At 66.3% G+C, this 25246-nt stretch carries 17 protein-coding genes, 3 rRNA genes and 1 pseudogene; 13 read left to right on the forward strand and 8 right to left on the reverse strand.

Annotated features, from left to right (window positions below; genetic code table 11):
• Window positions 1-136 precede the first annotated feature (136 nt).
• The 5 genes from ACFMRZ_RS35715 to ACFMRZ_RS35735 all read left to right on the forward strand — a co-directional run bounded on the left by ACFMRZ_RS35715 (window position 137) and on the right by ACFMRZ_RS35735 (window position 4466).
• On the forward strand, window positions 137-991 hold the full coding sequence (locus ACFMRZ_RS35715; protein WP_400182567.1) for an alpha/beta fold hydrolase: 855 nt from the start codon (window positions 137-139) through the stop codon (window positions 989-991).
• Between the two features lie 149 nt (window positions 992-1140).
• A complete protein-coding gene (locus ACFMRZ_RS35720) occupies window positions 1141-2313 on the forward strand; it encodes an NAD(P)/FAD-dependent oxidoreductase (protein ID WP_400182568.1) in 1173 nt (390 codons plus the stop codon).
• 38 nt (window positions 2314-2351) lie between these two features.
• Entirely contained in the window at window positions 2352-3239 is an 888-nt protein-coding gene (locus ACFMRZ_RS35725) for an RNA polymerase sigma-70 factor (protein ID WP_400182569.1), read from the forward strand.
• Between the two features lie 208 nt (window positions 3240-3447).
• A complete protein-coding gene (locus tag ACFMRZ_RS35730; protein WP_400182570.1) occupies window positions 3448-3765 on the forward strand; it encodes a DUF3761 domain-containing protein in 318 nt (105 codons plus the stop codon).
• Between the two features lie 77 nt (window positions 3766-3842).
• The gene (locus tag ACFMRZ_RS35735; protein ID WP_400182571.1) at window positions 3843-4466 is read left to right on the forward strand and encodes a DNA-3-methyladenine glycosylase; all 624 of its coding nucleotides are present in this window, start codon (window positions 3843-3845) and stop codon (window positions 4464-4466) included.
• Here ACFMRZ_RS35735 and ACFMRZ_RS35740 read toward each other — a convergent pair.
• A complete protein-coding gene (locus ACFMRZ_RS35740) occupies window positions 4396-5808 on the reverse strand; it encodes a 2-isopropylmalate synthase (RefSeq protein ID WP_400183055.1) in 1413 nt (470 codons plus the stop codon). The genes ACFMRZ_RS35735 and ACFMRZ_RS35740 overlap by 71 nt on opposite strands.
• Before the next feature lie 216 nt (window positions 5809-6024).
• Here ACFMRZ_RS35740 and ACFMRZ_RS35745 point away from each other — a divergent pair, with 216 nt between their 5' ends.
• From ACFMRZ_RS35745 to ACFMRZ_RS35780, 8 genes and pseudogenes are all read left to right on the forward strand, one after another.
• Window positions 6025-6693, forward strand: coding sequence for a FadR/GntR family transcriptional regulator (locus tag ACFMRZ_RS35745; protein WP_400182572.1), 669 nt, complete (start codon window positions 6025-6027; stop codon window positions 6691-6693).
• Between the two features lie 92 nt (window positions 6694-6785).
• Window positions 6786-8078: a tyrosine--tRNA ligase gene (gene tyrS, locus ACFMRZ_RS35750; RefSeq protein WP_400182573.1), complete on the forward strand. Its 1293-nt coding sequence runs from the start codon at window positions 6786-6788 to the stop codon at window positions 8076-8078.
• Window positions 8079-8600: 522 nt separating this feature from the next.
• Window positions 8601-10119, forward strand: a 16S ribosomal RNA gene (locus ACFMRZ_RS35755).
• A 307-nt stretch (window positions 10120-10426) separates the two neighbouring features.
• Window positions 10427-13540: ribosomal RNA gene (locus tag ACFMRZ_RS35760) — 23S ribosomal RNA — on the forward strand.
• 68 nt (window positions 13541-13608) lie between these two features.
• Window positions 13609-13725, forward strand: a 5S ribosomal RNA gene (gene rrf / locus ACFMRZ_RS35765).
• Together the 16S, 23S and 5S rRNA genes form the textbook arrangement of a ribosomal RNA operon.
• A gap of 865 nt (window positions 13726-14590) precedes the next feature.
• Window positions 14591-15697: pseudogene (locus ACFMRZ_RS35770) on the forward strand (hypothetical protein); the annotation flags it as partial.
• A 107-nt stretch (window positions 15698-15804) separates the two neighbouring features.
• Window positions 15805-16695 (forward strand): HAD-IIA family hydrolase, encoded by an 891-nt coding sequence (locus tag ACFMRZ_RS35775; RefSeq protein ID WP_400182574.1) that lies wholly within the window; start codon window positions 15805-15807, stop codon window positions 16693-16695.
• Window positions 16696-16864: 169 nt separating this feature from the next.
• On the forward strand, window positions 16865-17383 hold the full coding sequence (locus ACFMRZ_RS35780; protein ID WP_400182575.1) for a DinB family protein: 519 nt from the start codon (window positions 16865-16867) through the stop codon (window positions 17381-17383).
• A 148-nt stretch (window positions 17384-17531) separates the two neighbouring features.
• Here ACFMRZ_RS35780 and ACFMRZ_RS35785 read toward each other — a convergent pair whose 3' ends face one another.
• The 7 genes from ACFMRZ_RS35785 to ACFMRZ_RS35815 all read right to left on the reverse strand — a co-directional run bounded on the left by ACFMRZ_RS35785 (window position 17532) and on the right by ACFMRZ_RS35815 (window position 25220).
• Entirely contained in the window at window positions 17532-18194 is a 663-nt protein-coding gene (locus tag ACFMRZ_RS35785; RefSeq protein WP_400182576.1) for a YdcF family protein, read from the reverse strand.
• A 93-nt stretch (window positions 18195-18287) separates the two neighbouring features.
• Window positions 18288-18776: an SAM-dependent methyltransferase gene (locus ACFMRZ_RS35790; RefSeq protein WP_400182577.1), complete on the reverse strand. Its 489-nt coding sequence runs from the start codon at window positions 18774-18776 to the stop codon at window positions 18288-18290.
• 57 nt (window positions 18777-18833) lie between these two features.
• Window positions 18834-20393, reverse strand: a complete 1560-nt coding sequence (locus tag ACFMRZ_RS35795) for a hypothetical protein (RefSeq protein ID WP_400182578.1) — start codon at window positions 20391-20393, stop codon at window positions 18834-18836.
• Window positions 20386-22179 carry an ABC transporter ATP-binding protein gene (locus ACFMRZ_RS35800; protein ID WP_400182579.1) on the reverse strand — a complete coding sequence of 598 codons (1794 nt, stop codon included), beginning with the start codon at window positions 22177-22179 and terminating at the stop codon, window positions 20386-20388. Before ACFMRZ_RS35800 ends, ACFMRZ_RS35795 begins: the two co-directional genes overlap by 8 nt.
• Complete coding sequence (locus ACFMRZ_RS35805; protein ID WP_400182580.1) at window positions 22166-24016, reverse strand: ATP-binding cassette domain-containing protein; 1851 nt, start codon at window positions 24014-24016, stop codon at window positions 22166-22168. Before ACFMRZ_RS35805 ends, ACFMRZ_RS35800 begins: the two co-directional genes overlap by 14 nt.
• On the reverse strand, window positions 24013-24774 hold the full coding sequence (locus ACFMRZ_RS35810; protein ID WP_400182581.1) for an HAD family hydrolase: 762 nt from the start codon (window positions 24772-24774) through the stop codon (window positions 24013-24015). The genes ACFMRZ_RS35805 and ACFMRZ_RS35810 overlap by 4 nt, the downstream gene beginning before the upstream one ends.
• On the reverse strand, window positions 24771-25220 hold the full coding sequence (locus tag ACFMRZ_RS35815; RefSeq protein WP_400182582.1) for a hypothetical protein: 450 nt from the start codon (window positions 25218-25220) through the stop codon (window positions 24771-24773). The genes ACFMRZ_RS35810 and ACFMRZ_RS35815 overlap by 4 nt, the downstream gene beginning before the upstream one ends.
• Window positions 25221-25246: the final 26 nt, after the last annotated feature.

Raw genomic sequence — 25246 nt, forward strand, 5'->3', positions numbered from 1 at the left:
CGAGCGCCGGGGTTTCGCCGGACCGGTCAGCGCCGCCGCCGAAGCGAGCGCACGATGGACGGATTCGACGTACGGTCGGTGGCGTGACCGGTCGCGTGGCGTGACCGACGGGCGCACGGAGGAGGGGGAGTACTCGATGACCGGAACCGCACCGCTGCTCGCGGTGACCGAACGCCTGGTCGACGGTGTGCGGTGTGCCGTGCACGACAGCGGGCCCGCCGGGTCCACGGAGGCCGTGGTGTTCGTGCACGGGAATCCGGGGCCGATGGACGACTGGGCCGAGCTGGCGCCCGCGATCGCCGGATTCGCGCGCGTGATCGCCATGGACATGCCCGGTTTCGGGCGGTCGGAGCGGCCACGTTCGTTCGAGCACAGCGTGATCGGGCACGCGCGGTTTCTCGGCCTGCTGCTGGACGACCTCGGCGTCGAGCGGGCGCATCTGGTGCTGCACGACTTCGGCGGGCCGTGGGGACTCCGCTGGGCGCTGGACCACCCCGAGCGGCTGGCCGGACTCACCATGATCAACACCGGCGTCCTCGAAGGATATCGCTGGCACCGGTACGCGAAGATCTGGCAGACCCCGGTGCTCGGCGAGCTGTTCCAGCTGGCCGGCACCCCACGCGCCATGCACGCCGCGCTCAACCGCGACAACCCCGTCCCGCTGCCCCGCTCCTATGTCGACCGAATCGCCGCCTACGCGGACTGGGCACACAAGCGCGCGGTACTCCAGCTCTACCGCAACTCCCGCGACCCCGCCGCCGCATTCCCCGAACGGCACCTCGGCCTCACCGCCGACACCCTCCCGACCTGCGTGATCTGGGGCGCCGGCGACCGCTACATCCCCGTGCGCTTCGCCGAACAACAGCGAAACCACTTCCCCCAGGCCGAAATTCACATTCTCGACGGCCTCGGCCACTGGCCCTTCATTGACAACCCCCAGGCCGTCCTGACACCCCTGGCCGCGTTCCTGCGCAAACACGTGGGTGCGTGACGGGCAGCCGCCAACGAAGCGCGACCGGAACCTCTACTGCGCGGCTTCGAATGGGTGGTGACGTGGATCACAATTGCAGGCTGTCACGTTTTTCGTAGCTGTCCTGTCTCATGGGCGACTCATCACCGACGTCCCCCTTGGAGCCGATCATGAACACCGCGAACATCCACCAGATCGTTGTCCTCGGCGCCGGATACACCGGCATGCTGGCCACCGTCCGGCTGGCGCATCGCACCCGGGGTCGCGATGTGCGTATCACCTTGGTGAATCCTTCGGAGCGCTTCACCGAGCGGCTGCGGATGCATCAGGTGGCGGCAGGTCAGGAGCTGGGCGATCACCGTATTCCGCAGTTGCTCGAGGGGACGGGGGTGGACTTCCGCCGGGCCGCCGCCACCGCGATCGATCCCGCCGGGCACCGCGTGACGCTGGACGACGGCACCGATCTGACCTACGACACCCTGGTGTACGCCCTCGGTAGCGCCACCGACACCACCGTCGTGCCGGGCGCCGCCGAGCACGCGTGGACGCTGAACGATCCGCGCCTGGCGCACCGCTTCTCGCGGCGCCTGGCCGAGGTCGCGGCGGACCGCGGCCGCGTCACCGTGGTCGGCGGCGGTCTCACCGGCGTCGAAGCCGCCACCGAACTCGCCGAGAGCCATCCCGAACTGACGGTCACTCTGATCGCAGCCGGTGAGCCGGGGTCGATGATGGGCGATCGGGCGCGGGCCTACCTGGACGCGGCACTGGATCGCATGGGCATCGTCCGCGAGGTCGGCGTGCAGGTGACCAAGGTGCTGCCCGACGCCGTCCGCCTGACCACCGGCGAACTGGTGGCCTCGGACCTGACCCTGTGGACCGCCGGCGTGCGCGTGCCCCGCCTCGCCGCGGACGCCGGAATCGCCACCGACACAAAGGGTTTGATCGTCACCGACGACACTCTCCGCTCGGTGTCGCACCCCGACGTGTACGCCGTCGGCGACGCCGCCGCGGTACGCCAGGCCTGGGGCGAGATCCACGGCACCTGCCAGAGCGGGATGCCCACCGCCGCCTACGCCGCCGACGCCATCGCCCGGCGGTTGCGCGGCAAGAAGGTGAAGCCGTTCCGCTTCGGCTACTTCCACCAGCCGGTCAGCCTGGGCCGCCGGGACGCCGTCATCCAGTTCACCCACGCCGACGACACCCCGAAGCGCTGGTACCTGACCGGTCGCGCGGCGGTCTTCTACAAGGAGAGCGTCAGCAGCAGCCCGATCCCCTTCTACGCGATGAGCAAGCGTGTGAATGTCCGGGTGGCGCTGTCCAAGGGCGGCCGGGCGACCCGTTGACCCTTGCCGACCGGCCGCCGCCGGGAAAATATGACACCATGCCGGACCACGTAAGCACCGACCCGTTCGACGCGCACCGGCGACTGCTGTTCGGCACCGCCTACCGGATGCTGGGCAGCGTCGCCGACGCGGAGGACGTGCTGCAGGACGCCTGGCTGAAATGGCACGCCGCCGATCGCGACGCGATCGATCACCCGAAGGCATATCTGGTGCGTACCGTGACGAATCTGTCCCTGAATCGCCTCACCTCGGCCCGCGCCGTGCGCGAGACCTACGTCGGACCGTGGCTGCCCGAACCGCTGCTCACCACGGCCGACGCCGCCGCGGAAACCGAGACCGCCGACAGTGTTTCGACCGCGATGCTGGTCGTGCTGGAAACCCTCGGCCCGCTCGAGCGCGCCGTCTTCGTACTGCGCGAGGTCTTCGGTTTCTCGCACGCCGAGATCGGCGATTTCCTCGACCGGCCCGAGACGACCGTGCGCCAGATCGCCCACCGCGCCCGCGGGCACGTCCACGCCCGGCGCCCGCGCTACGACGCCGACGAGGCCGCACGGCGCGAAGTCACGGAGAAATTCCTGGCGGCCGCGCACGGCGGCGACGTCAACGCGCTGATGGCACTGCTCGCGCCGGATGTCACGCTGTGGAACGACGGCGGCGGCAAGGTCACCGCGGCCCGCCGCCCGCTACACGGTCCCGACCATGTCGCACGCTGGATGCTGGGCGCCATGGCCAAGCCCACCTCCGCCGGGGCACGGATGGAACCGGCCATCATCAACGGTGAACTAGGGCTGCTGGTCTTGGTCGGCGATCAGCCGATCGGCGCGCTGAGCTACGACATCCTCGAGGGTCGCGTCGAGAACATCCGTTTCCAGGTCAACCCGGACAAATTGCAGGGCCTGCGCGGCAGTGGGGATGCCGTTCTGTGACGGGGTTGTCGCGGGTAAGGCGGGGCTGAGCCCGGGGTGTGCATCGGGTAGAGGGATGACGCTGGTCATTGGGGCGCAGGGTCTTTCGTCCTCTCCGAGGAAGATCGCTCGGATTATGCCGGTCGTCCGAGTTAGGGTGATCCGCACTGGGGGAAATTGCCTCACTCCTGATGAGAAGTGTTCTGCGGTAAGGAATTTCGAAATGCTCATGAGTATGCGCCGCGCCGTCGGGCGGGCTCGCCCCGCGGTCGCCGGGCGGGCCGCCTTCGGACTGGCGCCGCTGTTGTTCGCGGCCGCCGTCGCCACCTCCGCCTTCGTCGCGCCTACCGCGGCCGCCGGTCCCGTCCAGTACGTGTGCGGCGCCGGTGAGTACGAGAATGTCGACCAGGCCTGCGTGCAGCGCCCGCAGCAGAGTTCGACGCCGCCCGACGGCGCCACCGCACAGTGCAAGGACGGCACCTACAGCTTCAGCCAGCATCGCCGGGGCACCTGCTCCGGGCACGACGGCGTCAGCCGTTGGCTGTGAACCGGCCCGAATAGGGACGCGATGAGGGATCGGCCCGGCACGCGGGGTGCCGGGCCGATTCTGCACAATGGATCGCTGTGTCTGCCGAGAAACTTGCCGTCGAACCACCCGCGGCCGCGCGCCGCCTGCTCGGCGCCACCCTGTGGTCCGGTCCCGTCGCCGTGCGAATCGTCGAGGTGGAGGCGTACGGCGGGGACCCGGCCGGGCCGTGGCACGACCCGGCCGCGCACTCCGGCCGCGGCCGGACGCCGCGCAACGCCGTCATGTTCGGCCCGCCCGGTGTGCTGTACGTCTACTTCAGCTACGGCATGCACACCTGCGTCAACGTCACCAGCGGACCCGACGGCGTCGCGAGCGCCGTGCTGATCCGGGCCGGTGAGGTGATCGCCGGGCACGAGACCGCCCGCGCCCGCCGCCCGGCCGCCCGCACCGACGCGGGCCTGGCCAAGGGACCGGGCAATCTCGGCAGCGCGCTCGGCATCACATTGGCCGACTACGGCACGCCCCTGTTCGATCCGGGCGCAGCGATCCGCCTGGAACTGGGACCGGAGATCACCGACTCCGCGGCCGTCGCCGTGGGGCCGCGCGTCGGTGTCAGCCTGGCCGCCGACCGGCCGTGGCGGCTGTGGCTCACGGATTCCCCGGCCGTGTCGGCCTATCGGCGCAGCCCGCGGGCGCCGAAGCTGGAACGTCCGGCCTGAGCGCCGCCTCCGGACGGAACTCGGAGTACAGCTTCCACAGCATCTCCGCCGACACCTCCGCCCCGGTCTCGTCGGTGTAGCGCTGCACCGTGCGGGCGAACTCGATCTGCTCGTCGCGGGCGAGAGTCACGCCGTACTCCGTCTCCAGCAGGTAGGCGATCCCGCCCTTGCCGGACTGCGAATTGACGCGGATCACCGCCTCGTAGGAGCGGCCGACATCGGCGGGGTCGATCGGCAGATACGGTACCTCCCAATCGATTTCGCGCTCGCTCAGCTGCTGCCGGGCCGCGCGGGCGCGATGTTCGGCGAACCCCTTCTTGATCGCGTCCTGATGCGTCCCGGAGAAGGCCGTGTACACCAGATCGCCCACATAGGGATGCCGCGGCGAGATCGGCAGGCGCGTGCAGTACTCCACGGTCCGGCGCACCTCGTCGATGTCGGAGAAGTCGACCCGCGGATCCACGCCCTGGGCATGCAGATTCAGCGCCAGCGTGGCGATGTCGACATTGCCCGTGCGCTCCCCGTTACCGAACAGGCAGCCCTCCACCCGCTGCGCCCCGGCCAGCACCGCCAGTTCGGCGCACGCGATGCCGGTGCCCCGATCGTTGTGCGGATGCACCGACAGCACGACGCTGTCCCGGCGGGACAGGTTGCGATGCATGTACTCGATCTGGTCGGCGTACACGTTCGGCGTCGCCACCTCCACGGTCGCGGGCAGGTTGAGGGTCACCGGACGCCGCGGCGTCGCATCCCACAGCGTTGTCATCGAATCACACACCGACAGAACGAAATCCGGTTCGGTGAGCATGAAGACCTCCGGGGAGAACTGGAACCGGACGTTGGGCAGGTGCCCCGCCAGCTCCAGGACGTCGCGCCCACCGGCGTGGATCAGCGCGGCCACCTCGTCGCGGGTGCGGCCCAGCACCACGTCCCGCCACTGTGGCGCCGTCGCCGTGTACATGTGGATCACCACGTCGTTGGCGATGCCGTCGATCGCCTGGACGGTGCGCTCGATCAGATCGCGGCGCGCCGGAGTGAACACGACCAGCGTGACGTCCGCGGGCGCCAGATCGGCATCGCGAATGAGCCGGACGAAGTCGAAATCGGCCTGTGAGGCGCTCGGATACCCGACCTCGATCTCCGTGTAGCCCATGGCCACCATCAGCTCGAAGAACCGGCGCTTGCGGGCCGGATCCATCGGCTCGGCGAGGGCCTGATTGCCGTCGCGCAGGTCCACGGGCACCCACAGCGGCGCCTCGGTGATCCGGTTCGACGGCCATCGACGATCGAACTCCGGGATCGAAACCCGTTCGTGCACAGGGCGATACCGATGCGACGGCATGACGGACGGGCGCTGGCGATTCCACGGGAAGGAGGGAGAGGACATGAGTGGCGTTGCTTTCGCGTCGGAGGTGTGACCGGCGCAGCCCAGCAACCCGCGGGCAGGGTGCCGGTCGATCAGACCCCGCCGCGGCGGCCGAGGAGAGGCAGTCCCTGTCCCATGTGGCATAGACTAGCCAGAAACAACTCCTCAGACAAGCAGAGAGGTGGGCGGGCTTTGGCGCACGTGCAAAGGCATCCGCTGGCGGCTCAGGCCGCCGAGGTGCTGCTCGACCGGATCCGCGCCGGCGAATGGCTGCTCGGCCACAAGCTGCCGGGGGAGACCACCCTGGCCGCTCAGCTGGGCGTCGGGCGCTCCACGTTGCGCGAGGCTATCCGCGAGCTGGCGGGCCGGGGTGTGCTCGAAAGCCGCCAGGGCGCAGGGGTTTTCGTCACCGCGCTGGAGGTGACCGAGGACTGGGACACGCTCTTGCGCCGCGCCGACATCGTCACCGTGATCGAGGCTCGTATCGCCATCGAGGCGGAGGCCGCGGCGCTCGCGGCCCAGCGGCGCACGCCCGCGGACCTGCGCGCCATGTGGCGGGCACTGGCCGCCCGCGCCGAGGCCGGCCCGTCGGTCGAGCACCTCGTGGACGCCGATACCGCCTTCCACCGCACGGTCGTCACCGCCGCCCACAACGACGTACTCACCAGCATGTTCGACGCCTTCGTCCCGCGCTCGCGGCACGCCATGATCGACATGCTGCGCCTGCGCCCGCTGCCCGACGAACGCGCCGACCATCGCGCCCACGAGGTCCTGCTGGACGCCGTCCGGGCCCGCGACGGCGCCGCCGCGGCCACGGCGAGCCGGGTGCATCTGACCTCGTTGAAAGACGCCTTCGCCTGAGTCCGCTCCGGCGCCCGCCGCGCACCGTTCGCGCGCGACCGTATTTCGGTGTGATGGACCTGTGCACGGACATCCACGGGACGTGCGGAAAGATGGGGGCGGTGAGCGTCGACATCATCGATGAACTGAGCTGGCGTGGGCTGATCGCGCAGTCCACCGACCTGGACGAGCTGCGATCCGATCTGGCGAAGGGACCGATCACCCTCTATGCCGGTTTCGATCCGACCGCGGCGAGCCTGCACGCCGGGCACCTCGTGCCGCTGCTGACGCTCAAACGATTCCAGCAGGCCGGTCATCGGCCGATCGTGCTGGCCGGCGGCGCCACGGGGCTGATCGGCGACCCCCGCGATGTCGGCGAGCGGGTGATGAACTCGACCGACACCGTCGCCGACTGGGCCGACCGGATCCGCGGTCAGCTCGAACGCTTCGTCGCCCTCGACGATTCGCCGAGCGGCGCGATCATCGCGAACAACATGGACTGGACGGGGCCCCTGAGCGCTGTCGACTTCCTCCGCGACATCGGCAAGCACTTCTCCGTCAATGTCATGCTGGCCCGCGAGACGGTGAAGCGCCGCCTCGACGGCGAAGGCATCTCCTACACCGAGTTCAGCTACATGCTGTTGCAGGCCAACGACTTCGTGCAGCTGCGCCGCCGGCACGACTGCCGATTGCAGGTCGGCGGGTCCGACCAATGGGGCAACATCATCGCGGGCGTCGAGCTGAATCGACGGCTGGACGGCGAGCACGTCCATGCCCTCACCACGCCGCTGGTCACCTCCTCCGACGGCAAGAAGTTCGGCAAGTCCACCGGCGGTGGGAGCCTATGGCTGGACCCCGAGATGACCAGCCCGTACGCCTGGTACCAGTACTTCGTCAACACCGGTGACGCGGATGTGGTCCGGTACCTGCGCTGGTTCACCTTCCTCGACCGCGAGGAGCTGGACGAACTCGAGCGGGCGACCGAGGAACGCCCGCACGCCCGGGAGGCGCAGCGCCGCTTGGCGGCCGAGATGACCACACTGGTGCACGGCGAGGCGAACACGCGCGCGGTCCAGCTGGCCAGCCAGGCCCTGTTCGGACGCGGTGACCTGCAGGAATTGGACGAATCAACGCTGTCCGCAGCACTCTCGGAGGCCGCGGTGGACGGCACGGTCGCGGAGGCCGCCGAGGGCGCGACGATCGTGGATCTCCTGGTGGCGTCGGGCCTGTCGGACAGTCGCGGCGCGGCGCGGCGCGCGGTGAACGAAGGCGGCGCGTCGGTGAACAACACCCGTATCTCCGACCCGGAGTGGACCGCCGCCGATTCCGACTACCTGCACGGGAGCTGGCTGGTGCTGCGGCGCGGAAAGAAGAACTTCGCGGGAGCGCGGCGCGCCGGTCGATGAAGATCATCATGACCTGAGTCACATCGTTGTGATTCAGGTCGGGCGGCGCTCTGATCCCGCGCTCTTGACCTGCGAGAATGTCGAGTGTCTTGGGGATTTGACGATCCGTTATCCGACACGTAACTTATTCCAAGTCAGAGCGACACGGACGCCGACCCGGAGCCACCAAGGCCTGGGGCCACGAGGTAGGACGGGGAGCGCCTGGCGGCTGGCAAGACTGCTCGACGCCCCTGAGCTTGACTCGGTAGGTGGGAGTGGTTAGGCTGGAAAAGTTGCCTCTAGAGAAGGTCGAAGAAAAATCGGCCGGATCTTGGGTGCGTGTGTTCTTTGAGAACTCAATAGTGTGTCGATGAATGTCAGTGCCAATTATTTTGGTTCCGGCTCTCTACACCCCCGTGTGAGGGTCGGGTATTTTTTGTCAGCTATTTTTCCGGCTGGCGTTTAAGTTAGGTTTTCGGACTCTGGTTCGAGATTACTTCTGATTGAGAGTGCCGAGAGATCGGCTTCTCGATTTGTGAGTCTTCAACGGAGAGTTTGATCCTGGCTCAGGACGAACGCTGGCGGCGTGCTTAACACATGCAAGTCGAGCGGTAAGGCCCTTCGGGGTACACGAGCGGCGAACGGGTGAGTAACACGTGGGTGATCTGCCTCGTACTCTGGGATAAGCCTGGGAAACTGGGTCTAATACCGGATATGACCACGAATCGCATGGTTTGTGGTGGAAAGATTTATCGGTGCGAGATGGGCCCGCGGCCTATCAGCTTGTTGGTGGGGTAATGGCCTACCAAGGCGACGACGGGTAGCCGGCCTGAGAGGGCGACCGGCCACACTGGGACTGAGACACGGCCCAGACTCCTACGGGAGGCAGCAGTGGGGAATATTGCACAATGGGCGGAAGCCTGATGCAGCGACGCCGCGTGCGGGATGACGGCCTTCGGGTTGTAAACCGCTTTCGACAGGGACGAAGCGTGAGTGACGGTACCTGTAGAAGAAGCACCGGCCAACTACGTGCCAGCAGCCGCGGTAATACGTAGGGTGCGAGCGTTGTCCGGAATTACTGGGCGTAAAGAGCTTGTAGGCGGTTTGTCGCGTCGTTCGTGAAAACTTGGGGCTCAACCCCAAGCTTGCGGGCGATACGGGCAGACTAGAGTACTGCAGGGGAGACTGGAATTCCTGGTGTAGCGGTGAAATGCGCAGATATCAGGAGGAACACCGGTGGCGAAGGCGGGTCTCTGGGCAGTAACTGACGCTGAGAAGCGAAAGCGTGGGTAGCGAACAGGATTAGATACCCTGGTAGTCCACGCCGTAAACGGTGGGTACTAGGTGTGGGTTTCCTTCCACGGGATCCGTGCCGTAGCTAACGCATTAAGTACCCCGCCTGGGGAGTACGGCCGCAAGGCTAAAACTCAAAGGAATTGACGGGGGCCCGCACAAGCGGCGGAGCATGTGGATTAATTCGATGCAACGCGAAGAACCTTACCTGGGTTTGACATACACCAGACGCCGGCAGAGATGTCGGTTCCCTTGTGGCTGGTGTACAGGTGGTGCATGGCTGTCGTCAGCTCGTGTCGTGAGATGTTGGGTTAAGTCCCGCAACGAGCGCAACCCTTGTCCTGTGTTGCCAGCACGTCATGGTGGGGACTCGCAGGAGACTGCCGGGGTCAACTCGGAGGAAGGTGGGGACGACGTCAAGTCATCATGCCCCTTATGTCCAGGGCTTCACACATGCTACAATGGCCGGTACAGAGGGCTGCGATACCGTGAGGTGGAGCGAATCCCTTAAAGCCGGTCTCAGTTCGGATCGGGGTCTGCAACTCGACCCCGTGAAGTTGGAGTCGCTAGTAATCGCAGATCAGCAACGCTGCGGTGAATACGTTCCCGGGCCTTGTACACACCGCCCGTCACGTCATGAAAGTCGGTAACACCCGAAGCCGGTGGCCTAACCCCTTGTGGGAGGGAGCCGTCGAAGGTGGGATTGGCGATTGGGACGAAGTCGTAACAAGGTAGCCGTACCGGAAGGTGCGGCTGGATCACCTCCTTTCTAAGGAGCACTTCTACGCTGGTCGGTTCGAAGAGTCGTCCTCGACCGCGTCAGAGACCGTTCATGTCCCCGACTGTGGGACTGCGGAAGCTCATGGGTGGAACACTGGCTACTTCCCTGTTTCGGTGGGGATATATCGGCACACTGTTGGGTCCTGAAAGAACACGCGAGTGTTTCTTTCTAGGCGAAAGATAACGATCCGGTTGGATGCTACGCAGACCGCGCTCTTCGGAGTGGTCGTGGTGGTGGGTTTGTCTGATTCGGGTGTGTTGTTTGAGAACTGCACAGTGGACGCGAGCATCTTTGTTTGTAAGTGTTTAAGAGCGTTCGGTGGATGCCTTGGCACCAGGAGCCGATGAAGGACGTGGGAGGCTGCGATATGCCTCGGGGAGCTGTCAACCGAGCTGAGATCCGAGGATTTCCGAATGGGGAAACCCAGCACGAGTGATGTCGTGTTACCCGCCGTTGAATATATAGACGGTGTGGAGGGAACGTGGGGAAGTGAAACATCTCAGTACCCACAGGAAGAGAAAACAATTGTGATTCCGTGAGTAGTGGCGAGCGAAAGCGGATGAGGCTAAACCATGCGTGTGTGATACCCGGCAGGGGTTGCACGTGTGGGGTCGTGGGGCTCATTTTCTTCCTACTGCCGTGGGGAGCGAGAGTCAGAAAAGTTCGTGTTAGTCGAAGTGGCCTGGGACGGTCCGTCGTAGAGGGTGAGAATCCCGTAGACGAAAACACGTGCTCTCTCGTAGTGAGTACCCGAGTAGCAGCGGGCCCGTGAAATCTGCTGTGAATCTGCCGGGACCACCCGGTAAGCCTGAATACTCCCTGGTGACCGATAGCGGACTAGTACCGTGAGGGAAAGGTGAAAAGTACCCCGGGAGGGGAGTGAAATAGTACCTGAAACCGGACGCTTACAATCCGTCAGAGCCTCCTTTGTTGTGGGGTGATGGCGTGCCTTTTGAAGAATGAGCCTGCGAGTCATCGGTGTGTGGCGAGGTTAACCCGTGTGGGGGAGCCGTAGCGAAAGCGAGTCCGAATAGGGCGTCCTGAGTCGCATGTCATGGACCCGAAGCGGAGTGATCTACCCATGGCCAGGGTGAAGCGTCGGTAAGACGACGTGGAGGCCCGAACCCACTTAGGTTGAAAACTGAGGGGATGAGCTGTGGGTAGGGGTGAAAGGCCAATCAAACTCCGTGATAGCTGGTTCTCCCCGAAATGCATTTAGGTGCAGCGTCACGTGTTTCACACTGGAGGTAGAGCTACTGGATGGCCTAGGGGGCCTACAAGCTTACCGAAGTCAGCCAAACTCCGAATGCCGGTGTGTGAGAGCGTGGCAGTGAGACTGCGGGGGATAAGCTTCGTAGTCGAGAGGGAAACAGCCCAGATCGCCGGCTAAGGCCCCTAAGCGTGTACTAAGTGGAAAAGGATGTGAGATCGCTGAGACAACCAGGAGGTTGGCTTAGAAGCAGCCACCCTTGAAAGAGTGCGTAATAGCTCACTGGTCAAGTGGTCTTGCGCCGACAATGTAGCGGGGCTCAAGTACACCGCCGAAGCCGCGGCACTCCGACATGTACATCCCCAGTGATGGGTAGTGGTCGGGGTGGGTAGGGGAGCGTCCTGCAGCCGGGGAAGCGCCGGAGTGATCCAGGTGTGGAGGCTGTGGGAGTGAGAATGCAGGCATGAGTAGCGAAAGACGAGTGAGAAACTCGTCCGCCGGATGACCAAGGGTTCCTGGGCCAGGTTAATCCGCCCAGGGTGAGTCGGGACCTAAGGCGAGGCCGACAGGCGTAGTCGATGGACAACGGGTTGATATTCCCGTACCCGTGTATCCGCGCCCAATGGCGAATCCATGGTGCTAACCATCCTGAACCCAATGGACTTCCTTCGGGAAGCTGGAGGGGGATGCATGGGACCCCTGTGGTAGTAGTCAAGCGATGGGGTGACGCAGGAAGGTAGCTGGGCCCGGTGGTGGATTACCGGGTGTAAGCCTGTAGGGCGTTGTGTAGGCAAATCCGCACAGCATGTGCCTGAGAGGTGATGCGTAGCCGTTGAGGTGAATTCAGTGATCCTATGCTGCCGAGAAAAGCCTCTAGTGAGTTGGTACACGGCCCGTACCCCAAACCGACACAGGTGGTCAGGTAGAGAATACCGAGGCGATCGAGAGAACTGTGGTGAAGGAACTCGGCAAAATACCTCCGTAACTTCGGGAGAAGGAGGGCCCGGTCCGGTGACAGGATTTACTCCTCGAGCTGGGTTGGGTCGCAGAGACCAGAGAGAAGCGACTGTTTACTAAAAACACAGGTCCGTGCGAAGTCGTAAGACGAGGTATACGGACTGACGCCTGCCCGGTGCCGGAAGGTTAAGAGGACCGGTTAGCCCTTTCGGGGGCGAAGCTGAGAATTTAAGCCCCGGTAAACGGCGGTGGTAACTATAACCATCCTAAGGTAGCGAAATTCCTTGTCGGGTAAGTTCCGACCTGCACGAATGGCGTAACGACTTCTCTGCTGTCTCCACCACAGACTCGGCGAAATTGCAGTACGAGTAAAGATGCTCGTTACGCGCGGCAGGACGAAAAGACCCCGGGACCTTCACTATAGCTTGGTATTGGTGTTCGGTACGGTTTGTGTAGGATAGGTGGGAGACTGTGAAAGCGGCACGCTAGTGTCGTGGGAGTCGTCGTTGAAATACCACTCTGGTCGTATTGGACTTCTAACCTCGGACCGTGATCCGGTTCAGGGACAGTGCCTGGTGGGTAGTTTAACTGGGGCGGTTGCCTCCTAAATGGTAACGGAGGCGCCCAAAGGTTCCCTCAGCCTGGTTGGTAATCAGGTGTTGAGTGTAAGTGCACAAGGGAGCTTGACTGTGAGACAGACATGTCGAGCAGGGACGAAAGTCGGGACTAGTGATCCGGCACCGGCGTGTGGAAGCGGTGTCGCTCAACGGATAAAAGGTACCCCGGGGATAACAGGCTGATCTTCCCCAAGAGTCCATATCGACGGGATGGTTTGGCACCTCGATGTCGGCTCGTCGCATCCTGGGGCTGGAGTAGGTCCCAAGGGTTGGGCTGTTCGCCCATTAAAGCGGCACGCGAGCTGGGTTTAGAACGTCGTGAGACAGTTCGGTCTCTATCCGCCGCGCGCGTTAGAAACTTGAGGAAGGCTGTCCCTAGTACGAGAGGACCGGGACGGACGAACCTCTGGTGTGCCAGTTGTTCCGCCAGGGGCATGGCTGGTTGGCTACGTTCGGAAGGGATAACCGCTGAAAGCATCTAAGCGGGAAGCCTGTTCCTAGATGAGGTTTCTCACCACCTTCGAGTGGGTAAGGCCCCCAACAGATTATTGGGTTGATAGGCCGGAACTGGAAGCGCAGTAATGTGTGGAGGTGACCGGTACTAATAGGCCGAGGGCTTACCAACGAAGATGTTACGCGTCCACTGTGCGGTATCTGAAACAACACACGATTGTGTGGATAGTTTCATAGAGTTACGGCGGTTATAGCGGTGGGGAAACGCCCGGTCCCATTCCGAACCCGGAAGCTAAGCTCACCTGCGCCGATGGTACTGCACTCGACAGGGTGTGGGAGAGTAGGACACCGCCGGAACATACTTCCCGAAAAGGGGGCCCATACCGTGGGTCCCCTTTTTGTCGTTCCGGGGCCAGTGCCGAGTGGCGGCGAGATCGCCGGCACATGGTTGAATTCGAGTAGGCGGGTGCACCCGCCCACGGCGACGGCTCGGCCGGGCAACGAAGCATGAACAGAGAAAGGGATCACCGTGTCGGAGCAGAACGACGGTCGGAAGCCTTTCCGCCGCAGCAGCGGGTCCGGCCAGGATTCTGGCTCCGGGCGATCCGCGCGCGAGCGGTCGGGCGACCGATCCGGCGACGACCGGCCATCCGAGCCTCGGTCCGGCCGCGGTGATGTCGATCGCGGCGGTCAGGACCGCCGTCCGAACAGTGGCGGAGGTTTCCGCCGCAGCGGTGGCCCAGGCGAATCAGGCCGCGGCGCACCGGATTCCGGCCGTAGCGCCGGGGAGAACCGTGGCGGTTTCAAGCGCGGCGGCGGCTTCGGGGACAACCGTGGCCAAGGGTCGGATCGCCCGTACGGCGAGAACCGCGGACGATCCGACCGTGGTGACGACGGGCGCGAAGGTGGCGATCGTCCGTATCGCGGGGACCGGAGTTCGGACCGCCCGTACGGCGACCGGCGCGGCGGCGCCGACCGGAGTGAGAATCGCGGTGGCTCCGACCGTGGATTCGGCGATAGGCGTGGCGGACCCGATCGGGGAGAGGGCCGGCGCTCGGAGCGTTCCGGCGGTGACAACCGTGGCGGATTCGACCGGGGCGGCAGTCAGCGCGGCGGCGCGGATCGGCCTACTGAACGCGGCGGCTTCGATCGGAGTGGCAGTCAGCGTGGTGGTGCGGATCGGCCTACTGAACGCGGCGGCTTCGATCGGGGTGGCAATCGGCGTGGAGGACCGGATCGGCCCGGTGAGCGCGGGGGGTTCAATCGCACCGAAGGTGGCGGACGCGGTGGATTCAACCGCGGCGAGAGTCGCGGTGGTTTTGATCGGCCGGCCGGGGACCGTCGCGAGAGCGGTGGCCGGGGCGGGTTCGCTCGTCCTGCGGGGGAGAGCCGTGGTGACGCTGATCGCGGTGGTTTCCGGCGCGGAGGTGACCGCCGTGCGGACGCCGGTCGTAGCGCAGATGAGCGCGGTGGAGACGAACGCGGTGCAGCAACCGAGCGCGAGTTCGACGGTGGGAAGTTCGACCGGACCGACGGCGGGCACGGCCCGGAGCGCCGGCGCGGTGGTGAAGGTGCGCAGGCCGCGAGCGGTCGCGGGTCCGATCGGCGCGAGGCGCGGCCGGAAGAGCCGCCGCTGCCCGACGACGTCGAGGCCGGTGAACTGGATTCGGCGGTCCGGCGCGATCTGCTGAGCTTGGACAAGAACAATGCCGAGACGGTGGCCCGTCATCTGGTGATGGCGACCCGTCTCCTCGAGGAAGACCCCGAGCAGGCGCTGTCGCACGCGCGCGCGGCGCGGCAGCGGGCCGGCCGGATCGCGGTGGTGCGCGAGACCGCCGGTGTCATCGCCTATCACGCCGGTGAATGGGCGGAGGCGCTGTCGGAGCTGCGCACCGCTCGACGGATGTCCGGTGGATCCGGTCTGCTCGCGGTCATGGCGGACTGCGAACGCGGTCTGGGCCGTCCTGAGCGGGCGATCGAACTGGGCCGCAGCGACGAGGCGCGCCGGTTGAAGGGTGACGAGGCCACCGAACTGCGGATCGTGGTCGCCGGGGCCCGCATGGATCTCGGCCAGTACGACCAGGCCGTCGTGTCCCTGCAGACCTCCGAGCTGGACCCGGGCCGCACCGGCTCGGCCGCCGCGCGCCTGTTCTACGCGTACGCGGAGGCCCTGCTGGCCGCGGGCCGCGCCGACGAGGCCCTGACCTGGTTCCTCAACGCCGCCTCCGCCGACCTCGATGCCGAGACCGACGCCGAGGAGCGCGCCGACGAACTTGCCTCCGGCGGAAGTGATTTCGAAGCAGAGGACGACGGGCAGCGCCCGGAGTGAGCCGAGCTGTCCTGCCGTCCGCCGCGGCTGGTCGCATGGCCTGATCGGTCTCGCCGGATGGATCGCGACAGCCAGTGGATGGTCGACGCCTAGAGAAGGTGGAGTAAGTGACGCGGTTGAGGGACCGATTCGGTGCGGTGCTGCTGGACCTGGACGGCACGCTGTATCGGGGGACCGAGGTCATTCCCGGTGCGCCGGAAGCGCTTTCGTCAGCGTCGTCGCAGGCGCTGGTGTATGTCACCAACAATGCCAGCCGATCGGCCGCCGCCGTGGCCGGTCACTTGGCGGAGCTGGGTTTCGCGGCGACCGCGGACGACGTGGTGACCAGCGCGCAGGCTGCCGCGCGGATACTGGCCGGGCGGCTGCGGCCGGGGGCGACCGTGCTGATCGTCGGCACCGATGACCTGGCCGCTGAGATCGACCGGGTGGGGTTGCGCCCGATCCGGCGGTTCGAGGACGTGCCGCCGGACGCCGTGGTGCAGGGGCATTCGCCCGTGACCGCCTGGCCGGACCTCGCCGAAGCGGCCTACGCGCTGCGGTCCGGCGCTTTGTGGGTGGCCGCCAACACCGATGCCACGCTGCCGAACGAACGGGGTCTCGCGCCCGGCAACGGGTCGATGGTCGCCGCGCTACGGACGGCAACCGATCGGGAGCCGATCGTCGCGGGTAAGCCGTACGCGCCGTTGCTGGAGGACGCGCTCGAGCGGGCGGGCACCCGTGCCGCGCTGGTCGTCGGTGATCGCCTCGACACCGATATCGACGGCGCCCACTGTGTGGGGTTGCCGTCGCTGCTGGTACTCACCGGGGTCAGCACCCTTGCCGATCTGCGCAAGCAGGCGGCCGATCGTCTGCCCACCTACGTCTCCGACTCGCTCGACGCGCTGAATCACCCAGTGCTCGAAGAGGTTTCGGTTCGTGCGGACGAGGGTGACATCGCCGATCGACTGGCCGAGTTCCTGCGGCAGTATCCCGGCCGGGCGATCTCGATCGCAGGCTGAGGTACGCCTCTGACCAGCTGTCGGGGGTGCGCCACCCCGGATAGCGCGCAGGCGGAGGGGCTTGCTCGGCGTGTACCCGTTGACCAACCCGAAGTTTCGTGGGTCTCGGGTACGCGGCCGCTCACGGCGACCACGTGAGTATGTCGTCGCGGCGTCGTACAGTCGCCCCATGACCGACTGCCCGGAGTGCGGATTCACCTACGACCCGACGGCCGCAAGCGGTGCCGCGCAGGCGATTCGAGACGGTATCGCCGAGGTCGCGGAACTGCTGCTGCGGCCGGACGAGGACCCACGGCCGCGACGGCGGGACACGCTGTGGTCACCGCTCGAATACGCCTGCCACCTCCGCGACATGCTGCTGGTGCAGCGCGAGCGCGTGCTGGCCGCCCGCCGCACCGACCGGCCCGACTGCACGCCGATGGGTCGCGACGAGCGCGTCGACCACGACGGCTACGCCGACCAGGACCCGGCGGACGTGGCCCGCCAAACCACCGACGCGGCTCTCATGTTCACGAATGTGCTCGAACGGCTCGACCCGCCGGCCTGGGATCGCGTCGTCGTCTACCACTACCCCACGCCGGGAACCGAGCGCTCGCTGCGCTGGGTGGCCGTGCACACCGTCCACGAGGTCCGCCACCATCTCCTCGACATCCGCCGCCAAATACGCCCGGCACAACACGAGCAATAGCCCGCCCAAACCGACGGCGACAGCATTCGAGCGATACACGGGGCGGCATTCGGGCGTAAAGACGGGGCAGCAGGCGGGCGAAAATGTGAGGCGGTAGGCGGGCGGATACGTGGGGTGAGGGCAGCGGGGGCGGCGGTTAGACGGTCGCCTACTTGCGGCGGGGTGCGGCGGCGGACCGGTTGGCGAGCGCCCCGGCCCGGCGACGCGCTATGGCGGCCAGCTCGTGGGCGGTCGTGGGAAGTTTCAGCCACCATTTCTCGCCGAAGCGGTAGTCGGCGGCGGGGACCAGTCGTGCGGCGAGGTCGGGGCGCTGGAGGAGTAGGTAGCGGCGGGCTCGGGCGGCGTGCATGGGGTCCGAGGCGATCTTGATGCGGTCGGCGTGCTCGATGATCGGAATGGTGAATTCGATGTTCTGCCAAGTGCTTTCGGCCTTGGTCTCCGTCACGATCCGAGCGGCGGGGATGCCGAAGGTATCGCGGGTATAGCGCGCCATGACCTCGGCCTCGGGCCAGTCGCGCCGGACCGCCCCGCCGGTGAAAACCAGCATGCCCTCGGCGCGGGCATCCAGGGACCGGGCGGCGATCCGGCAGCGCCACCGCTGTAGCGGATGAGTGCTGCCGTCGTGCTTGGCCGGGTAACCCAGCACGACGACGGCTTCGGTCCCGCCGAAAGGCTTCCGGCCGCGCGGCAAGTACTGCCGGGAGGCGCGCCCGCTGAAGAACTCGGCGGCACCGATCGCGCCGCCGATCGCCGCGGCAAGACCCATCCCCACCGCCGCCCACCGGTTCGCTCCGAGCCGATTACCTCGCACCCGCCACATTGTGCCAACCGCACAGGCAGCGGAAATACCGGGCCGCCGATACCACGGTTCGCCGCCGTGGGGGGACGGCTACCGCCGCAGCACTTACTCGGGATCCGGTGCGGGGGCGTAGTAGTTCCTCATGATCCGGATGCTCCAGGTGGGCTGGCGAACCTCACCGCGCGGGGCCATTTCGGTGAGCCACGGCTTGATGTCGAGGATCGGGGTGCCGTGGATTGCATCCAGGTCGGTGACGTACAGGTCGTTGTGGTCGACGTGGAGCAGACGGCAGCGGGAGATAGCAAGGCGGTTGGGACGGTGCATGTTTCGGACTGCGAGGACTCCCACTTCGGGATAGTCCCGGTGACCGCGCGGGCGACGTGGCGGGTAGGTGGAGCCGAGTGGTTCGGTACGGTGAAAGTGGAAGATCAGTTCCAGGTGGGAGAACGCTTCGAGGCCCTTGGTGGCTTGGTCGGGGAGTACCGAAGGGTCTACGCGGATGATGCAGCGGGAGTCGCCCCAGTTGTTGCCGCGTATTTCGTGAGCTCCGCCGTCGACGTAGGCGATCGGTCGGACTCGTATTTGCTCGGACATCGAAAATCTTCTCCCCGGATTTCGAATCGGTGAGTTGGCGTGGAGTGTGATGGTTTGTTACCGCTCCGTCTTGCCGAATTTCGGAGTTCGGCCGCGTAGTCGTGCGTGTATCCAGATGATGGCGCCGCGTACGGGGCCTATCCAATGCAGGAACGGTACTACTGGAGAGAGTAGACATAGGGCGGCGGTGGAGCGGAGGGAGACGTCGTCCTGTTCCGGGCCGGATCGCACTCGGATCCAGTGCAATGCCACGGCGGACGCGATAAGCGAGGCCGGATACTGGCTCACGAACGCCGACGCTGCCAGCGGCAAGGCCCATGGGGATCCCGATGCGGCGAGTGCCCACACGGCGGCGGCCGCTATCGGTGGCCCGGTCAGCCACCACAGCGAGTCGCAGATTTCGCGGAAGAGTACGGCGCGTTGGGTCGCGGTGGGGAGCGGTGAGGTCGGGACCAGGGGTGGCAGGTCGACGCTGCCGCAGAAGACGAGTGCGTGCGCGCGGGCCAGCGCGGTGACGGATCCGTACCTGTCGACGACGGTGAAGTGCGGGATGGGGCGCATGTCCAGGTCACCGATCGTGTATCGGTGGCCGAGCGCGATGTCGTCGACGGTGGTGGGGAAACCGCCGGCGGCGAGCAGTGGCGGGAGGTGGAGAAACATTCCCGCACCGACCGCATAGACCATAGGTTGTCGCAGCGTGCGCTGTACCGGGCCGCGACATCTGGCGCGGAGACGTCCATGCCGCAGCAGGCGATCGATCTCGATGCCGAGGGCCCTGCGCGTGTGCGCCAACGCGTAGGCCCGCAGCATTCCATCGGTGAGCGAAGATCGGGCGCAGTTCGGCCGGCGAAGTGGCAGTGGAACCTGTTGGAACAATGCGGGCAACGGCTCCTTGCGGGAGCGGAGGTCCGCGCATTCCCGGGCGACGTAGCGCACGGCCGCGGCATCCGGCGTCGAATCCGCGTCGAACACTACGAAATAGACATCGTCGGGGCAGGTCCCCGCCGTCGCGAATTTCCGCACCAGCACGTCGAGCGCGTAATTGAGCTGGTCGGATTTTCCGCCGTCCGTACCGGGATAATGCAGATGTATCAGCGTCTTGCCGAGAGAGCTGGAGCGGCGCTCCCATTCGGCGGCAACCGAAGCGGTGCCGGGCATTTCGTCGTACCGTTCCGCCAGCACAGTCGGCCGGGCCGCCTCGTTCACGGTAGCGAGTTCGGCGGCGAGCCTGCGGGCGACGCCGCTCGGTAGGATGCCCGCCGTCCGCCGAACGAAGTCGTGCTCTCCCGCCCCGGCCGACAACGCCGCGGCGACCGACGGCAGTTCTTCGCGCGCTAGCCGCCGTTCGTACTCCTCACGCTCGGAGGTCACGACGACGATGAGCGAATCGGCACCGAAATCATTGCGGCACAAGTGATCCAACAACACCGGCAGTGTTTCCACCTCGCGCAGCGCCGGTACGACGAACACGAACCGCGGTGCCCATTCCGGCTGTGCCGGCGGACCGCCACCTGCCCGCCCAGCAGCCCAGCGAGCGGCTCGCAGCATTCGAAAGACCAGCCACCAGCCCCATCCGGCGATGAGGCACAGCACCGTGACCGCCGCGATATCAGCCATAGGCACGCACCTGGGTCGAGTACCAGTCGGTGTAAAGCCCGCCGCGAGTGACCAATTCCTCGTGCGTCCCTGTTTCCGCGACCGCACCGCCGGACAGGACGACGACCAGGTCGGCGGAGCGCACCGACGAGAAGCGGTGCGACACCAGCAGTGTGATGCCGCCGGTCGCACGCGCGGTCTCCCGGGCCAGGTCGGCGTGCCGGGCGAACAGCTCGTACTCGGACTCCGGATCGAGGCTCGCGGTCGGCTCATCCAGCAGCAGCAGTAGCGGGGCGCGACGCATCATCCCGCGCGCCAGCGCCACCTTCTGCCACTGACCGCCGGAAAGCTGCACGCCGTCGGCGAAACTGTCGCCCAGCGGCGTCGCCAAACCCCGGTCGAGCGTTGCGGCGAGATTGTCGGCACCGGCTCGATCGAGTGCGCTCGCGATCTCTGCCTGATCGCCGAGCAGCGGCAGATTCCCGACGCCGACGGAGACGCCCAGCTCGAATTCGAGTTTGCCGAAGTCCTGGAACACCGCGGTGGTACGAGCGCGCCATTCGTCGATATCCAAGTCGCGCAGGGGTATGCCGTCGATTTCGATCGTGCCGCGCTCCGGTTCGTACATCCGCGTCAGCAGCTTGACGATCGTCGATTTGCCCGCACCGTTCTCGCCGACCAGCGCGACCACCGACCCGGCGGGCAAGTCGATGTCCACGTCGCGCAGTACTTCGGCTTCCGTACCTGGGTACCGGAAGGTGATGCCGCGCAGTCGAATTCCGCTGTGCAACCGGTCCGGTGCGGGCGCCGCGACGGCGGGGCGATCCCGACGACTGCGCGCGAAATCGACCAGCCAGGCGAACCGCTCCATCACCATCATGACGTACATCGACCGCCGGATGACTTCGAGGACCTGCCATATCTGCTGGTTGAGCACGCCCGCAAGCACCACGGTGAGCAGCACGTCGCCCGCCGACGCCGAGCCGTTCAGGCCGTTCGCGACGATCAGGCCGATAGCACCGACGTAGCCGCCCAACAGCAGCAGTCGTCCGGCGGCCTGGATCGCGGCGGCCTTGTATTCGGCCCGCTGAATCCCCTCGTGCATGGTGGACCACGAAACATCGTGCCTGCGAATCAATTCCGGACCCAGGCGGGACAGCCTGATCTCGGCCGCGGCTCCGAGGCTGGTCGCGGACTCGAACAGTCGTCCGGCGACTCTGCGCGACTCCGCGGTGTCGTCGAACGACCGCGCGGCGATTCGATGTCCCATCCGCATGGTCCAGAACCCGGGCAGCGCCAGCAGCGGCAGCACCACCATCACCGGATGCAGCGACAGCAGGATCGAGACGACCACGACGGCCTGAACGATGATCGCGCCACCGTTCACCAGCACCGCGAAGCTCTGTGCCAGAGCTGTCGGTTGGTGCCGGATCACGGCCAGCCGGTCGAGGTATTCCGGAGTCTCGTAATGCGAGATCTCCGGCACCTCCGCGGCCAGGGTCATCGTCTCGGCGTCGTATCGCGCAGCGGTCCTGTCGGTCAGCACTCGGGTGAAGCGATTGCGAATTACCAAGAGCACGAACAAAAGACTGGCGTTGGCGCCGATCAGTAGGGCGCCGGTCAGTACGAGACCGCCGCGATGGTCCACGGCCGCGCCGACGACCGTCTTCAGCAGGATTCCGGTGATCACGGCCGAATTGATCTGTATCAGCGCGCATATCGTCAACGCGAGCGTATGCCGGCGGTCGGCCGCGTAGGCCGTGGCGAACGAGATCTTGACGGCGCGTACTGCCTCAACGGTCCGCATCGACGGCCTCCGTCGTCTCGAAAACGCCTGCCTGCAAACGGAAGTACTGTGCGTACGTGCCGTCGCGCCGAATCAGTTCGTCGTGGCTACCCACTTCCGTCACGCCACCCGCACCGAGAACCGCGATCCGATCGGCCCGGCGCACGGTCGAGTACCGGTGTGAGATCACGATCGTGGTCAAATCTCTTGTCAGATCGAGGAAGTCGTCATAGAAGGCAGCCTCGGCCCGCACGTCCAGCGCCGAGGTCGGCTCGTCGAGGACGAGCACGGTGGCGCCACAGTGCACCGACCACAGGGCCCGAGCGAGCGCCACCCGCTGCCACTGTCCACCCGACAGTTCCGTGCCGTCGACGAGGTCGCGGCCGGCCGGCGTGTCCCAGCCGAGCGGAAGTTGGTCGACAACCCGATCGAGGCGGGTCCGGCGCGCGATATCGGCCAGCGCCGCCGCGTCGTCCGGTTCGTACCGGCCGAGCGTCACGTTGTCGCGCAGCGTCGCCGGCAGTCGGATGTAGTCCTGTAGCACGGCGGCGAAGCGGCAGTGCCAGTCCTCGAGATCGAAGCCGGCGAGGTCGCGACCATCGACCGTGACCCGGCCCGTATCGGGCGGCAGCAACCCCGCCAGCAATTTCACCACCGTCGTCTTTCCCGCGCCGTTTTCCCCGACTATCGCCAGGGACTTCCCCACCTCGATGCGAAGATCCATGTCCGACAGCACGTCTCGTGTCCCGTTCGGATAGCGGAAGCCGACCCCTTCGAAACGAATCTCCGCGCGCGGCGCAAGGGCGGTACCCGCGGCGCCGGCGGAGACAGGCAGTCGCTCGCGCAGGCGGTCGGCGGCGATCACCGTGGAACCGCCCCATTCGACATGGGCGTCGCCGTTTCCGGCGTCGGCGAGGTTGATCGCCGAGGTACCGATCAGGGCTTGCAGCAGTATCACCAGCTCACCGACATCTATTTCGCGACTGTCGAATCCGCGCACGACGACCAGCACGGCCACGAGGTGAACCGCCACTACGACACAGGTCAGGCGAGCGAGGGGCGTGAGTTTCCGGCGCTGCTGATCCCACACCCGGTGCATGGCCGTGCCCCAGTACGACAGGAACCCTTCGACCAACCAGGCGTGCAGGCCGAAGACGCGAATCTCCTTGGCGGCCAACGGTTGCAATGCCAGGTCTCGGTAGTAGCCGAAACGTCGGGTGGCCTCGGCCTGCTGGGCGTAGACGGCCAGCAGTTCCATCCGCTCGCGGTGCACGAACACGCGGGCGAGCAGCCACACCGCGACCAGCAGCGGGCCCAGCCACCAGCGATACAGCGACAGCAAGACCGCCATGGCCGTTCCGGACAGCAAGCCGCCGGCGACCGTGGCCAGACCCTCCACGGCGAAGCTCGGGCCGTAGCGCGCCGTGCCGACGGTGGTCGCCGCACCGATGGCGTCGCGGATCTCGGCATCGGACAGGTGCGCGATATCGGGTCGGTTCAGCACGCTGCGCATGACGTCGGACCGAACCCGCCCCTCGACGCGGCGACCGACCGCCGCGAGCAGTGGCCACAGCAGCGACGTGACCACCTGCTGGGCCACCAGCACGGCGGCCAGGGCGACCAGCGCGAGCCACGCCGCGTGTTGTGCATCGGGCTGGTCGCCCCGGACCGCCAGCGTGATCTTGCCGATCAGCTGCCCGCCGGCCACGACGGAACACAACGCCAGACCGGTCGCGACCAGGACGAGCGCCCAGACACCCGCGGCCGACAGCGCGCTCTCCCGCCACATCGCGCGCAGCAGATGCGGCACCGGGCGCTCGTGCCACCGCAGCGCTCGTGCCGCCGCGCCCCGGATCATCCCGTCACCTCGGCGCGTGTCTTCTCGATACCCAGCAGGGCCGGTAGGCCGGACAGCGCCGCGAGGAGATGGTCCGCGTCCGGTCCCTCGATCCGCTCGTCGTCGTGCAGGCCGGTGAATCGTACGGTCGTCATGCCGACAGCGCGGGCGCCGACGACGTCGGCCGCCCAGTTGTCGCCGACATGTACGGCCGCGGCCGCCGGCGCACCCAGTCGTCGCAACGTCGTTTCGAAGATCTCGGGATGCGGCTTGTGGACGCCCAGTTCGTCGGAGAACGTGAGGCCGTCCGGATCGAAGAACTCCAGTAGCCCGGCCCGCCGCAGCACGCGGCGTACGTTGGCACCCGAGGTCAACCGCAGATTGCTGATCACCCCGAGGCGCACGCCGGCCGCGCGCAGCGCACTCAACACCTCGGGCAGGCCGGGCGCCCAACTGAGCCGTTCGTCGGGCCCTGGATCCTGTAGCAATTCCGCCAGCTCGGCCACATCGAGCGGGGTCGGCTCGAAACCGGCCGCGCGAGCCATGCGCTCGGCGATGTCGCGCACCTCCCGATGCCGCAGATCGCTGCCGATGCGCTGTTCACGCAGCACGGCGTGGAAGGCCAGCGCCAAGTCGTCGGTCCGTGCGCCACCGACCCGGTCCCGATCGGCAGCCCAGCGCACGAACTGCCGAATTCGGAATTGCGCGTCACCGAGATTCGAGCCACGAGACTCCATGGTGTCCCCGAGATCGAAGGTGACGACTTCGTAGCCCGTCACGCTGTCTCGCCTCGCACATTCCGGAGCCATTGCTTTGCTTCTTTCGGTGTCGCGAATCGGTGAAATACAGCGGCCGGTGACTCCATTTCTGCTTCGAATTCGGAAACTTCACCGGGAATCTTCGGGTAGCTCTGCCACAACCATGCCAGCAACGACCCGCGGCCGACCAGATCGCGGAGCGGTTCGACATTTCCGTGCCACAGCCGCTCGCGCGTCACCGCGCGCCGGATGGTGCGCCGCAGCAGCCTGGCCGCCACCAGTGTGAACCGGAAATCGAGCCACACGACGGTATCGGCGTGCGGCCACACCGTATGCGCGACATCGGGCCGGAACGTGCCTTCTATCACCCACCCGGGCTCGGGCACCACTGCCGCCGTCGCCGTCAGGTACGCGGCATCGTCGCGCATCGTCCACGCCGGACCCCACAGCAGCGAATCCAATTCCACGTGCGGGACGGAAAGGCGCTCTGCCA

Origin of the sequence: Nocardia sp. N2S4-5, assembly GCF_044628355.1 — a bacterium.
Lineage (GTDB): Bacteria > Actinomycetota > Actinomycetes > Mycobacteriales > Mycobacteriaceae > Nocardia > Nocardia wallacei_B.